The 12,213-nt window shown below is 55.2% G+C and carries 13 protein-coding genes; 6 read left to right on the forward strand and 7 right to left on the reverse strand.

The features are described 5' to 3' along the window. Window position 1: 1 nt before the first annotated feature. From NHM04_RS17060 to NHM04_RS17085, 6 genes are all read right to left on the reverse strand, one after another. Complete coding sequence (locus tag NHM04_RS17060) at window positions 2-724, reverse strand: UDP-2,3-diacylglucosamine diphosphatase (protein ID WP_254264956.1); 723 nt, start codon at window positions 722-724, stop codon at window positions 2-4. Window positions 725-729: 5 nt separating this feature from the next. Beyond that, the gene (locus NHM04_RS17065; protein ID WP_254264957.1) at window positions 730-1,221 is read right to left on the reverse strand and encodes a peptidylprolyl isomerase; all 492 of its coding nucleotides are present in this window, start codon (window positions 1,219-1,221) and stop codon (window positions 730-732) included. Between the two features lie 102 nt (window positions 1,222-1,323). Further along, a complete protein-coding gene (locus NHM04_RS17070) occupies window positions 1,324-2,034 on the reverse strand; it encodes a TetR/AcrR family transcriptional regulator (protein WP_254264958.1) in 711 nt (236 codons plus the stop codon). Window positions 2,035-2,127: 93 nt separating this feature from the next. After that, window positions 2,128-3,474, reverse strand: a complete 1,347-nt coding sequence (locus tag NHM04_RS17075; protein ID WP_254264959.1) for a DUF1302 family protein — start codon at window positions 3,472-3,474, stop codon at window positions 2,128-2,130. Further along, window positions 3,471-4,280, reverse strand: coding sequence for an outer membrane lipoprotein-sorting protein (locus NHM04_RS17080; RefSeq protein WP_254264960.1), 810 nt, complete (start codon window positions 4,278-4,280; stop codon window positions 3,471-3,473). Before NHM04_RS17080 ends, NHM04_RS17075 begins: the two co-directional genes overlap by 4 nt. Beyond that, window positions 4,277-6,619: an RND family transporter gene (locus NHM04_RS17085; RefSeq protein ID WP_254264961.1), complete on the reverse strand. Its 2,343-nt coding sequence runs from the start codon at window positions 6,617-6,619 to the stop codon at window positions 4,277-4,279. Before NHM04_RS17085 ends, NHM04_RS17080 begins: the two co-directional genes overlap by 4 nt. A gap of 241 nt (window positions 6,620-6,860) precedes the next feature. Here NHM04_RS17085 and tmk point away from each other — a divergent pair, with 241 nt between their 5' ends. Next, window positions 6,861-7,499 carry a dTMP kinase gene (tmk, locus tag NHM04_RS17090; protein WP_256526918.1) on the forward strand — a complete coding sequence of 213 codons (639 nt, stop codon included), beginning with the start codon at window positions 6,861-6,863 and terminating at the stop codon, window positions 7,497-7,499. Here the strand turns inward: tmk and NHM04_RS17095 are convergent. Beyond that, the gene (locus tag NHM04_RS17095) at window positions 7,477-8,109 is read right to left on the reverse strand and encodes an RluA family pseudouridine synthase (protein ID WP_254264963.1); all 633 of its coding nucleotides are present in this window, start codon (window positions 8,107-8,109) and stop codon (window positions 7,477-7,479) included. The genes tmk and NHM04_RS17095 overlap by 23 nt on opposite strands. Window positions 8,110-8,201: 92 nt before the next feature. Between NHM04_RS17095 and NHM04_RS17100 the strand changes: the two genes are divergently transcribed. The 5 genes from NHM04_RS17100 to NHM04_RS17120 are packed head-to-tail and all read left to right on the forward strand — an operon-like array spanning window position 8,202 to window position 12,161. Beyond that, on the forward strand, window positions 8,202-9,203 hold the full coding sequence (locus NHM04_RS17100; protein WP_254264964.1) for a DNA polymerase III subunit delta': 1,002 nt from the start codon (window positions 8,202-8,204) through the stop codon (window positions 9,201-9,203). An 11-nt stretch (window positions 9,204-9,214) separates the two neighbouring features. Next, window positions 9,215-10,270 (forward strand): lytic transglycosylase domain-containing protein, encoded by a 1,056-nt coding sequence (locus tag NHM04_RS17105; RefSeq protein WP_254264965.1) that lies wholly within the window; start codon window positions 9,215-9,217, stop codon window positions 10,268-10,270. Window positions 10,271-10,321: 51 nt separating this feature from the next. Further along, window positions 10,322-10,672 (forward strand): PilZ domain-containing protein, encoded by a 351-nt coding sequence (locus NHM04_RS17110; protein ID WP_254264966.1) that lies wholly within the window; start codon window positions 10,322-10,324, stop codon window positions 10,670-10,672. Between the two features lie 39 nt (window positions 10,673-10,711). After that, on the forward strand, window positions 10,712-11,503 hold the full coding sequence (locus tag NHM04_RS17115) for a TatD family hydrolase (RefSeq protein ID WP_254264967.1): 792 nt from the start codon (window positions 10,712-10,714) through the stop codon (window positions 11,501-11,503). A gap of 43 nt (window positions 11,504-11,546) precedes the next feature. Next, on the forward strand, window positions 11,547-12,161 hold the full coding sequence (locus NHM04_RS17120; RefSeq protein ID WP_254266661.1) for a dUTP diphosphatase: 615 nt from the start codon (window positions 11,547-11,549) through the stop codon (window positions 12,159-12,161). The last annotated feature ends 52 nt before the right edge of the window (window positions 12,162-12,213 follow it).

Below are 12,213 nucleotides of genomic sequence, written 5' to 3' on the forward strand. Positions count from 1 at the left end.
GTTAAATCGGCCAGTGGCGCAGCTCTAAAGTATCCGTATCAGCGTACAGGCTCCAGCCGTAGTCGTGCCAGTCGCCCAGTACTATGCGCTCGCCCGTACCATGATTTAAGGTCAGTGGGTGGCGCGCTGGCCTGTGGGTGTGGCCGTGAATCATCAGCGACACTTTTTCTTGCTCCATTAGTTCCACCACAGCCTGCGGAGTGACATCCATAATGTCTTCAGCTTTAGAGCTGTTCATGGTTTTGCTTTTGCTGCGCAGCTCGGCGGCCAGGGCTCTTCTTACATCAAGTGGCTGAGAAAGAATTTGCGCCTGCCACTGGGGTGAGCGAAGTTGCTGGCGCAGTGCCATATATTCGCTGTCGCGGGTACATAAACTGTCGCCGTGGAGCAGCAGCGCTGAGCGCCCATAAAGATCAATCAGCGTCGGGTCCTGCAGCAACGTTAAACCGGCGCGGCGTGCAAAGTCATCGCCGAGTAAAAAATCCCGATTGCCGTGCATAAAGAAAATGGCCGTGCCGCTAGCGGCGGTGGCATTCAGTTTTTCTGCCACCTCAGCAATAAACGGGTCGTCGTCATCGTCGCCAATCCAGGCATCGAAAAAATCACCCAGAATATACAGGGCATCGATGTTATGCGCGTGCTGTTCGAGAAACCGGTAGAACGCCTGCGCCGCCTCGGGGCGCGAGGCGTGCAGGTGCAAGTCAGAGATAAACTGTGTAGCCATAGGGCTTAAGCAACACTGACCTTTTCGATAATAACCGCATCCACGGGTACGTCCTGGTGGAAACCGCGGCTACCGGTGGGTACGTTTTTGATTTTCTCCACCACGTCCATGCCATCGGTCACTTTGCCAAACACACAATAGCCCCAGCCCTGGGCGTTCTTGCCGCTGTGGTTTAAAAAGTCGTTGTCTTTGACGTTGATAAAAAACTGCGCTGTGGCGCTGTGGGGGTCGCCGGTGCGCGCCATGGCAACAGTGCCTTTATCGTTTTTCAGACCATTGTCGGCTTCGTTTTCAATGGCCGCACGAGTTTCCTTTTGCTGCATGTTTTCGTCCATGCCGCCGCCTTGAATCATAAAGCCGTCAATAACACGGTGGAAAATGGTGCCGTCGTAAAAGCCGCTTTCGGCGTATTCTTTAAAGTTGGCGGCGGTGTTGGGGGCTTTGTCGAAATCCAGTTCCAGGGCAATATCGCCGTAGTTGGTGTGCAGGGTGATCATGGTTCATCCTCGTTGTCGATGTTGTATCAATTTGGCGTTGTAGCGGATAGGCGTGGTATCGGTTAAACGCTATGCCGTAAAAAATCGGCCGTCATAATAAGGTTACGGAGTGATTTTCGCCACCGCCGCTTTTAACCCTTCCACCTCAATGGTAAGCAAGTGCTCAAAGGCGCGCGCCTGCGACTGCGGGTGCGCGGCGCCAAATTCCTCGGGCCAGTGTCCGCAGTAGATGGCGCCCTCAATGCTGCCGGTTTTCACCAGCATGGTGAGCCCGTGAATCAAAGACCAGGAACTTAGGGTGGCGACATAGGTAGCGTATTCGTTCGAGGGCAGCTGATGTTGTTGCAACATTTCCACAATCGCACCACGCAGCAGCTGAATGCTGTCTACGCCAGCTTCAATGCACTCTTGCTTAATGCGGTCGCGCTCCGGAGTCCAGGCGAACAAATTGTCGAACAGGTTGGGGTTTTCTCGGGCAAACGCCATGTAGCCATGAGCCAATAAGCGAACCTTTACCTCGCCAGTGGCGTCGGGGGCAGTGTCGAGTGTGGCACGAAGATGCGCACTTAGTATTTCAAAACCCTTGGTTCTGAGGTCAATCAGCAAATCGGTTTTGTCAGTAAAATGGCTGTATACCGCTGTAGCAGTGACGCCGAGAGTTTTGGCCAGGCTTCTCAGACTAAGGTTATCCAGACTGTCGTGCTGTAGGTACTCCAGCGCCGAACTCAGCAAAGACTCGCGCAAATTGCCGTGGTGATAGCGACTTTTTGCCGCCGCGCTCGCTGATTCGGTTTTGGGATAATCTGTTGCCATAAACCCATTTTCTCGCGCAAAACCCTCATTTTAACAGAAGCCGGCGCTAACTGGATAAAAGTATCGTCGGATTCAAACGCGTGTTAACAGCCGCTATAGTCCCCAGCGTAGGTTGATTAGCACGGCGTCGTTATGCCGGTAAGGGTATATTTGTTGGCTGGGGTTGCTACCGCGATATTCTACGGCGGTAATTCCCAGCGAAACGGCATCGTTGATCTGCCAATCGGCCGATAGCCGTACGACATCCCCCTGGTTGCCGGTCATGCGCAGCGCGAAGGCCTCCAGGGTGAGTCTTTCATTCAATAGGGTGTAGGTGGCGCGCCCCGAGGCGCCGGGCTGCCAGCGATCAGCGGCGAGGCCGCTCTGTTGGTTTGCAATGTATTGCCAGCTGAATTCGGCGCTGAGCTGTAAATCATCAATGCCGCTGTAATCGCCCCCCAGCATGCCGCGCCACTGATCGGTTTTTTGCCAGGGTGCGAGGGGATCTTGCGCCGCCACCTTGCTGTGATGGTGCCAGGCCTGCTCGGTGCGCAGCAGAAAATTGCCGTACACCGCCTGCAGGCCAAGCCCGGCGACTTGGGTGCGCCAGCTCTGCAGCTGAACCTCAGCCGGTTGGGTAGTGAAGTCCGCCGCGGTGGGCGCCAGCTCGTAGCTGGCGACATCGGCGATCAAGAGCTGGCTGTCGACTCCCTGCCAGTGTTGGCGATAGCGCAGCGCCAGACCGGGTCGGTTGTCGCGTTTTTTTATCAGTACTGGATCTTGCGCGGGGTTGCCGGTACGCAGGGCGATATAAGGGTCAAACTCATCATAGGCCGCAGGCAGGCGATCTGGCTCGGGTTCGATCAGTGTTACCAGGTCTAACTTATTTGCCCAGGTGATACGCACCGAGCCCACCGGTAGGCGCAGTTTCTCCAGGTCTTCCTGCCCCGGCCAGCGCTGGTCCCGCCGGGCCAGCACATCGGTTATTTTAAGTGATTCCGCTTCGCCCCAGGCTAAGGTCTGGTAGCCCGCCTTTAACCACCAGTCGCCCTGTTGCCAGGAGACAAATGTGTCGGCCATCTCCAGGCGCAGGCGGCGGTCGCGCAATTGCTCGCCCGTAAATGGGTAACCCTGCCAAATGCCGGCATCGCGCAGCTGCGGCAGCCAATCTTGCACCAGTGAGCCACCAATTTGCGCCCGCCAGGGGCCCTGGCGCCAGCCCAGCTCGGCAAATAAGTGGGTTTCCGTACGGGTCAAATCACTTTGCTGGCGGCTCGCCGGCAATGACGGTGTGTGCCAGCCATAGCCTGTTTTCAGCTGTAGCCAGGCGCGATGACTCCAGGGGCTTTGCAGGTTAGGGCGCTCGGTGTCGCTGGTTTGCACGGCGGCAAAAAAATCCTGCGCCGATGCATTTGCCGCGCCCAGCAAAGCGAGCAGAAGCAGTTGTTTAGTGTTAATCATTGCATGCCACGCTGCATACTTTGCGTGGTAAACAGCGCCGGGTCGGTATGCTGGTTGTAGACAAAATTGCGAAACTCAAACACGCTAGCATGCTCTTTTTCATCGCCGCGCACGGTAATCATTTGTAAGCGATGCGCTGTCCAGATGTCATCGATAAGCTCCAGCTTAGATGCGCTGAAGTATTTGGTGCGCCCGCCGCTATCGAGCCAAATCTTGCCCTGAACCTGGACAAAGTTGTCTTTGCGAATCCAAAGGTGTGATTTTTTATAGCCGGTTTCGCTGGCGACTTTGTCGGCAAACTCAGGCTTAGGGGTGGACTCAATCAGCCAGGTATCGGCGCCATCTACCTGTGCGTTTTCCTCCAGTATCTGATACTGGTACCAATCGGTATTGACGCCGTTAATATCCGAATAGGTGAAATCACTGCCCATAAACGAGCCAGATTTATCGCCGGCGGCGACTCTGCGTACTTGCTTTAGCGCCGGCAGGTAAAGCCAGGAGTCATCCTCGCGACCGTCGGCATAGTCGAAATTCATGTAGGTGGTGCCGGCTACATCGGTTGGGGAAACAAAAAATGAAATGGATTTTTCCACCTCTGAATTTTCTAGCGTGTACAGACGAATATCGCGCACACGCTCGCGCTCTTTGCGGTCAATTAAAATAAGCTGGGCATCGGCGCGCGAAGAGTCGCCGGTATAGCGGGTGTCCATTTTCTCCACAATGGCGCGGGCCGATAGGCTGTCACCCCACGCCGGGGATGAGATAAATAATGCGAGAAAGATGCTGTTTAGTATCCGCAATTTCATGGTGTTACCTCCTTGGTGATTGCTTGGGGCTGGTCGGTGTTACTCTCTTTTTTGCCGTCAATCCAAAACAAAAGTGCGGGTAGGAAAAGCAAATCTCCCAGTAGTGCCAGCGCCATAATGGTGGCGGCGAAAAGACCTGTGTAGATGTAGGGAATAAACGATCCCAGCAACATAACGCTGAAGCCCGACACTAAAACCAGCGAGGTGAAAACCACCGCGCGGCCGGACTCATTCATAGCGCGGGCGATGGCATCGCGGGTAGACGCGCCGCCGCGCTTGACGCGCAGATAGCGGTTCATCACGTGGATTGCATCGTCTACCGCAATCCCCATGGTCATGGCGCCTACAATCATGGTGCCGAGGTTGAGTGGAATACCCAGCACCACCAACAGGGCTCCGGTGATCAGAATGGGAACTATGCTCGGTACCAGGGCGATAAGGCCGTATTTCACCGAGCGAAACAACACCACAAAGGCAGCGCCGATTAATCCCAGGGCTATCAGAAAAGAGCGCGACATGCCTTGGTTGATATACATGTCCTGGGCGTTATACATGACCAGCGAGCCGGTCAGTTGTACTTGCAACTGCGGGTAATGCAGCTCCAGCTGCCGTTCTATCTTATCCAGTAGATGACGGGTTTCACTGGCGGCCATATTAGTCACCGGCACGCTTAGTCTGAGATAGCGCTCGTAAAAATCTTTGCTGTCGGTTAAGTCTTCGTTGGGGCCGGTGTTGTCGTACAGGAGTAAAAACTGGGCGGCCATAGCGCGATCGCTGGGTAGTTGATACCAAGCGGGATCGTCGTAGTGCAGGGCTTGATTGATTTCTTTATGAAAATCAATCAGCGAATTGACAGCGCCGGTTTGCGGCAGTGATTCCAGCCATTGTTGCAGCGCCTCGATGCGTTGCAAAAAATCCGGCTCGTGAATCCCACCTTCGCTGCCGCTGTCGATCATCACGTCGATGTTCTGCAGGCCGTTGTAGGTATTATCGAAATACTCTAAATCCTGCCGGGTGGGATTATCCTCTTTAAAATAAGTAATAAAGTTAGAGTCGATCTCAAGCTTGGGAAGTAGCACCAGACTTACCAATAGAAGCAGTGCGCCGCCAGCGAGCAATGGTTTTTGCAAACTCTGAGTGATGCCGGGCAGGCGCGAGGTCAGCGTTGCGATAGTGCCGTTGCTTACGACCTTGGCGGTGCGTTTGGAAAAGGGTTTTATAAAACTCAGAACTGCCGGCAGTACCGTTAGCGCAACAACGAATAACGTCATTGCACCTATGGCGCCCAGCCAGGCGAACTGTTTCATGGGAAGCAATTCGGTAACGCCGAGGGCGAGAAAGCCCGCACTGGTGGTAAGGGCAGTATAAAAAGCCGGGAGCCACAACTGCTCTATGGTGTGTTGCGCCGCCTGTGGTGGCGTCAGCCCCTGGGCCCGGGCGTGGTAAAACTCCACCAGCACATGCACAGAAATACCGATACCGATAATAATCAATGCGGGTACCAGCGCTGATTCGACCACTGAGTGAGGCCAGCCCAGGCTCGCCTGAATCCCGGTGACATAGGTAATGCCACTGCCGATCACCAGCCAGGGTAGCAGCATGGCACTGATAGAGCGAAAGCTGAGAAACAAAATGATGATCATCACCACCGCCATGGTGGGGTTGATCCAGCTTTGATCGCGTTTGGTCAAAACCTCAAATTGCTCGCTGAAAACCGGCTGGCCGCTCAAGCGAACATCAAACCCGCGCTGTGCGAAATCCTGTTGGGCGAGAAATTCGCGCACTTTTGCTACCAGTTCCACCTTGGCGTCGCTGCTGCCAACTTCGTATTTCACCCGTGCGGCGATGCGCGTGTGTTGCAAATCTTCGCTCACCAGAGTGCCCAGAGCCATGGGCTGGTGGTGAATCAGTTCGCGGGCACGCTTTATATCATCGGGGTCATTGAGCGAAGCGAGCAGATCATCGGTGGCCATCATGGCGCCTTCCGAGTGGGTGTACTCGTAGCGCGTAAGGGAGCGAACCTGGGTAACCTGAGGTTGTTCCAGTAAAAAGTGGCTTAGCTGGTCGACCACCGTGAGTAGGTCTGGGTCAAAAACATCCCGCCCGGGCGGCGCCTGCAGCCCCAGGGTGAGATATTCGATATCGCCAAACCGCTCCAGTAGTTGATTAAACGCCACCAGATTTGGATCGCCCTCTACAAAGAAGCGCTCGTTGGCATTGTCGTAATAAAGTTTGTCCATGGGTACGAACGCCAGGGCAAGCCCTAATGCCGCGCAGAGCAGAATGATCCAGCGGCCCCTGATTACCGCACGGGCCCATAGTTTGGTCAGTGTGTGCATATAGCCTTCTCCCTTTCTAGCTGGCTTCGCCAGGTGAATTTGTCCCGCGTACGGCCTGTCAACTCTTGTTAACAGTGTTAAGTTGTTGGAGTTAAGTTAACACTGCAAAGTTATTGGTGTAAAGATTGATGCGGAGTTTTTTTAAACTGGCGGTCGTGCTGGCCGCCCAGTCTGTGTAGACTTCGGCGAAGCAAGTCAGCCGCCGATGGGGCGGAGCGAAAATTAAGAGGTTGAGAGGGCAGTGGCAGAGCGCGGCAGATTTATCACAATGGAGGGCACCGAGGGGGTTGGAAAGAGTACCAACCTTGCTTTTGTCAAAGCCTGGATAGAAGCCGAGGGGCATAAGGTGTTGGTGAGTCGGGAGCCGGGCGGCACTCCGCTGGCCGAAGAAATTCGCAGTTTATTGCTGGCTCAGCGCGATGAGCCTGTGGACGCTGCGGCCGAATTACTCTTGGTATTTGCCGCCCGCGCCCAGCACTTAGAGCAGGTTATTAAGCCCGCCCTGGCGCGCGGCGAATGGGTGTTGTGTGATCGCTTTACCGACGCTACCTATGCCTACCAGGGAAACGGCCGCGGCCTGGATACCGATTTAATTACCTCGCTGGAGCAGCAGGTGCAGGGAGATTTGCGGCCCGATTTGACCATCGTACTGGATATAGAACCCGAGCTTGGCCTTGCCCGCGCCAGTGCCCGGGCCGAGCTGGATCGATTCGAGCGCGAGAATCTGGATTTTTTTCAGCGCGTGCGCCAGGGCTACCGCGAGCGAATTGCCGCAGCGCCTGAGCGTTATGGCTTAATTGATGCCGGGCAGCCCCTTGCCAATGTACAGGTGGATGTTGCCGCGCTACTGCAAGCGGCTAAAAAGCGCTGGGACAGTTAACTTCGAGCGTCTCACCGCTGTCGGGGTGGGTAAAAGCTATCTTCTGTGCGTGCAGCAGCAGCCGATCAGACGCAGCGACGACCGCCTCGGGGGCATAGAGATTATCTCCCAGAATCGGATGGCCCAGTGACAACATATGCACCCGAAGCTGATGGGAGCGGCCGGTAACCGGCGTCAGTAGTACTCGCGAAGTTTGCGTCTGGTTATTGCGCTCAAGCACTTGATAGCGGGTCAGGGCGGGTTTGCCGTGCTCAAAGTCCACCATCTGTCGGGGCCTGTTGGGCCAATCGCAAATGAGGGGGAGCTCAACCTCGCCGCTATCGTGCGCTACCAGCCCCGCCACCACGGCGATATATTCTTTGCTCACCTGCCGCGTCTCAAACTGACGGCCGATGTGTTTCAGCGCTGCGTAACTTTGCGGCACAATCACCAGGCCCGAGGTGGGCTGATCCAGCCGGTGCACAATGCGACTGTTAGGGTAGGGGATGAGCAAGCGGTTGATCAGGCAATCTTGTTTTTCTGGCCCTCGTCCGGGTACGGTCAGCAGCCCCGGTGGTTTATTGACCACCAGCAGGTGATCATCCTGCCAGAGAATTTCCAAAGTCTGCATCCAACCGCCTCTTACAAAAATTAAGGCCGGGCATTATCGCAAAAGCAGCGGTGCCTTGGTAAGCTTCGGCTAAACAGCAGTAGATTGATTTGATGAGTGATTTTCCCGCACTACCTTACCCTTGGCAGCAAGATATCTGGCGCAGCTTCTACCAGCAGCTGCAAGCTGACCGCTTGCCTCACGCTATTATGCTTGCCGGCCCCGCTGGGTTAGGCAAGCGGCATTTGGCGCGAGTGCTGGCGCAGTTTCTGTTGTGCAGCTCGCCGCGCGCCGAATCCGCCTGTGGTCAATGCAAATCCTGTGAACTGAATCGCGCCGCTACTCATCCGGATTTTGTCGTGGTGGAACCGGAGGAGCCTGGCAAAGCCATTCGCGTGGACGATGTGCGGCGCCTGGCTGAAACCCAAGGTAAAACGGCGCAGCAGTCGGGCTATAAAGTGGTGATACTGCAGCCCGCTGAGGCCATGAATGTCAATGCCGCAAACGCTTTGCTAAAAACCCTGGAAGAGCCGGCTGCGCGCACATTACTGATGCTGGTAAGCGACTCCCCCAGCGCCGTTCTGCCCACCATTCGCAGCCGCTGTCAAATTCGCACCCTGGCAATACCGTCTGCCGAGCAAAGCCTGCACTGGCTCACACCCCTGGTGTCCGGCACCGATTACAATGCCAAAGAGTTACTGGACATCGCCCGCGGTGCGCCTTTGGCGGCGCGGGATTTAATGCAGGGCGACGAGTTGGAAACCCGCCGCCAGTGGCAGGATGATTTGCTTCAGCTTAGCCTGGGACAAACCGATGCCATCGCCTTAGCAGCGAAATGGCAGGGTGGCGATGCAGCCGGCTCGGTCAACTGGTTAATTGGCTGGCTGCACGACTTAGCGCGCTGGCAGCTGGGTGTGCCGGTTGCTCCCATGCAACAGATGGATAACGGCAGCGCTGAATTGCTCAGAGCTATTCAGCCGAATCTGTTGCATCGCTACCAAGAAAAACTGTTAGATTGCAAAAAACGATTGGCCAGTGGCGCCAACCCCAATAAACAATTGTTGCTTGAAGAAATCCTGCTCGACTGGGGTATTCTGATAAAGCGCCGAGCCTAAGTGAATAAGTTATGAAGTACTCTTTAAAACGCTCGATTGTTACCGGCTTTTCCCTGTTGTTGCTGGCAGTTGGTGCCGTGCACGCCGAGCAAAGCGAAGACGATGCCGCTTTTTATCAGTGGCTGGAAGCGCTAAAAGCCGAAGCCCTGGAGCAGGGGGTTAGCCAGGGTACCGTCGATCAGGCGTTCGCCGATATTACCCCGCCGGTGAAGCGTGTGATCAAACAAGATCGCTCGCAGGCCGAAGTGGTAGAAACCTATGATATGTATTTAGGGCGCCGGCTCAGCGACTGGAAAAAACAATCTGGCCGCAAGCTAATGGCAGAGCACAGTGAGCTGTTACAGCAGGTCGCTGAGCGCTATGGGGTGCAGCCTCGGTTTATCGTTGCTATTTGGGGGATGGAAACCAATTACGGCACCTTTAAACTGAAAGAGTCGCTATTCAATGTGCTGGCAACTCTCGCCTATGACAAACGACGCGGGGCCTATTTCCGTTCGCAGTTTCTTGCCGCGCTGGAAATGATGGACTCGGGCTTCCCTTCATACGACTTAATGAAAAGCTCCTGGGCCGGGGCCATGGGGCAGCCGCAATTTATGCCCGACAGCTACCAGCGTTACGCGCAGGACTTTGACGGTGACGGCAAGAAAGATATCTGGAACAACGAGGCAGACGTATTCGCCTCTATCGCCCACTATTTTAGCGTGCGCGGCTGGCGCGCCGACCAAACCTGGGGCCGCCCGGTGCAATTGCCGCCCGGGGGTGAGCAGAGCCTACCCGCCGAACAAAGCGAAGGCCTGACGCCGGATGCGGACTGCAAGCGTTTTAAAAGCCTGGGTGTGTGGCGTGATTTGCGTGACTGGCAAAAGTTGGGTGTGCGCCGCGCCGATGGCTCGGACTTGCCCGATGTGGCTATTCCGGCAGCTTTGGTGCTGGCAGACAAAGGCGATAATGTGGGCTACATTGTCTATCGCAATTTCTGCACCATCATGAGCTACAACCCGGCGTTTAAGTACGCGCTGTCCATTGGTCTGTTGTCGGATGCAATAAAACCAGCGGCTGGACACTAACAGGCTTATCTATTACTGTTAACGGCCAAAATTCACATCGGATTGACACCTATGCAAGCACTTGGCGGCGCCCGTAACGGCATACTCTCGCTGACCATTAAGGACAAGGCGGTTCTTTATGCCGCCTATATGCCCTTTGTGCAAAACGGCGGTCTGTTTATTCCCACCAATAAGCCGTACAAGTTGGGGGATGAAGTGTTTATGCTGCTCAATCTGATGGACGAGCCGGAAAAAATTCCGGTGGCGGGTAAGGTGGTGTGGGTAACACCGCGCGGGGCTCAGGGTAACCGGGCCGCCGGTATCGGGGTACAGTTTACCGATGAAGACAACACCGCCGTTACCAAAATTGAAAACTACCTGGCGGGTTCGCTGGAGTCGGATCGCCCGACTCACACCATGTAATCCGCTCCCATTCTCACGCACCAACCTAATGGCAAGATTATGCTAGTGGATTCCCATTGCCATCTCGATCGTCTCAAACTTGAGCCCTACGACGGCAAATTACAGGGCGCGATTGATGCCGCCCACGAGCGCGGCATCGGACAGATGCTGTGCATCAGTATTAGTCTGGATAACGTTGAAACCGTGCTGGATATCGCCCAGCAGCACCCCACGGTATTGGCCTCGGTGGGGGTGCACCCCTGCGATGTTAGCGCCGGCACTGCCACCCGCGAGCAGTTAACCGCCTGGTCACAGCGCGATAAAGTGGTGGCCATTGGTGAGACCGGGTTGGATTACTACCACGAGACCGAATCGGTAGCAGAGCAAAAAGCCAGCTTTGCTCTCCACCTTGAAGTGGCCGGTGAGCAAGGTCTGCCGGTGGTGGTTCACACCCGCGCTGCGCGGCAGGATACGCTGGATTTGATTAAAGCCCACGGCAACCCGGAGCATGCCGGTGTTTTGCACTGCTTTACCGAAAGCTGGGAAATGGCCCAGGCTGCTATGGAAATGAACTACTACATTTCTCTGTCCGGCATTGTTACCTTTAAAAACGCCAAAGAGCTGCAAGAGGTGGCCCGCAAAATGCCGCTGGATCGTCTGCTGGTGGAAACTGATTCTCCCTATCTGGCGCCGGTGCCTTATCGCGGTAAACCCAACGAACCCAAAAATGTGCGCGAAGTAGCCGAGTTTGTCGCCGATATAAAAGGCATTAGCTACGACGAGCTGGCCGAGATTACCACCCGGAACTTTTACAAGCTCTTCTCGCGCGCACAGCAACATCGCCCCCAATAACATCTCTTTTTAAAACCGAGGAAGCCCCGTGTCACTGGATACCATCAAGCAACAAACCCGCACCATGCTGCAACTGCAGGACGATATGAACAGCAAGGTGCACCCCGAGTGGCGTACCCAGGGCAATGCCTGGTACCGGGCCATCTGGATTGAATGTGGCGAGCTGATGGATCATTACGGCTGGAAATGGTGGAAACATCAGAGCCCCGACACCGAACAGGTTGCCCTGGAGTTAGTGGATATCTGGCATTTCGGGTTAAGCATTCTGCTTGAATCCGGCGCCTCGGTCGATGCAATTGCCGAGCAGGTGGCCACGACCCTGGACATTAACACCGACCAGCCCGATTTTCGTTTGGACGTAGAGGCCTTTACCGCCGCCACCCTCACCGATAAACAGTTTCATCTGGAGTTGTTCGGCCGCTTAATGGCCGGGGTCAACATGAGTTACGCCGAACTCTATCGCCGTTATGTGGGCAAAAACGTGCTCAACTTTTTTCGCCAGGATAACGGCTATAAAGACGGTAGCTACCGCAAGCAGTGGTTTGATGGCCGCGAAGACAATGAGCATCTGGTTGAAGTGGTGGATGAACTAGACGTCTCGGCGGAGGATTTCTCTAAGGCGGTTTATCGGGCGTTGGGAGAAAGATACGCTAAGTAATCTGGTGGTTGTGGGAATAGCGTCCCCACCCATGGGCACCAATGTCATTCAA

This window comes from Gilvimarinus sp. DA14, from assembly GCF_024204685.1.
GTDB lineage: Bacteria > Pseudomonadota > Gammaproteobacteria > Pseudomonadales > Cellvibrionaceae > Gilvimarinus.